This is a genomic window from Aquitalea sp. ASV15 (assembly GCF_016429115.1).
GTDB classification, from domain to species: Bacteria; Pseudomonadota; Gammaproteobacteria; order Burkholderiales; family Chromobacteriaceae; genus Aquitalea; species Aquitalea magnusonii.
Window position 1 is genome coordinate 1 of sequence record NZ_JAELTZ010000218.1, and the last position, 302, is coordinate 302.

Below are 302 nucleotides of genomic sequence, written 5' to 3' on the forward strand. Positions count from 1 at the left end.
GCCATGCAGTTCCAGTACATGCTGGCTGCCGGCCACGCCATGCAGGCCGTCGATATTCTGCGTCAGTATCGACACCTGCTTGCCCGTGGCTTCCAGCCAGGCCAAAAAGCGATGGCCGGCATTGGGCCTGTCTCTTATACACATCTCCGAGCCCACGAGACATTAACAAGGATCGCGTATGCCGTCTTCTGCTTGAAACGGGGGGGGGGGGGGGGGGGGGGGGGGGGGGGGGGGGGGGGGGGGGGGGGGGGGGGGGGGGGGGGGGGGGGGGGGGGGGGGGGGGGGGGGGGGGGGGGGGGGGG

1 protein-coding gene is annotated in these 302 nt (G+C 71.9%); it reads right to left on the reverse strand.

The annotated features are described in order from the left end of the window. On the reverse strand, nucleotides 1-144 hold a 144-nt coding region (locus JHD64_RS21610; RefSeq protein WP_304506671.1), incomplete at its 3' end, for a Sir2 family NAD-dependent protein deacetylase. Nucleotides 145-302: the final 158 nt, after the last annotated feature.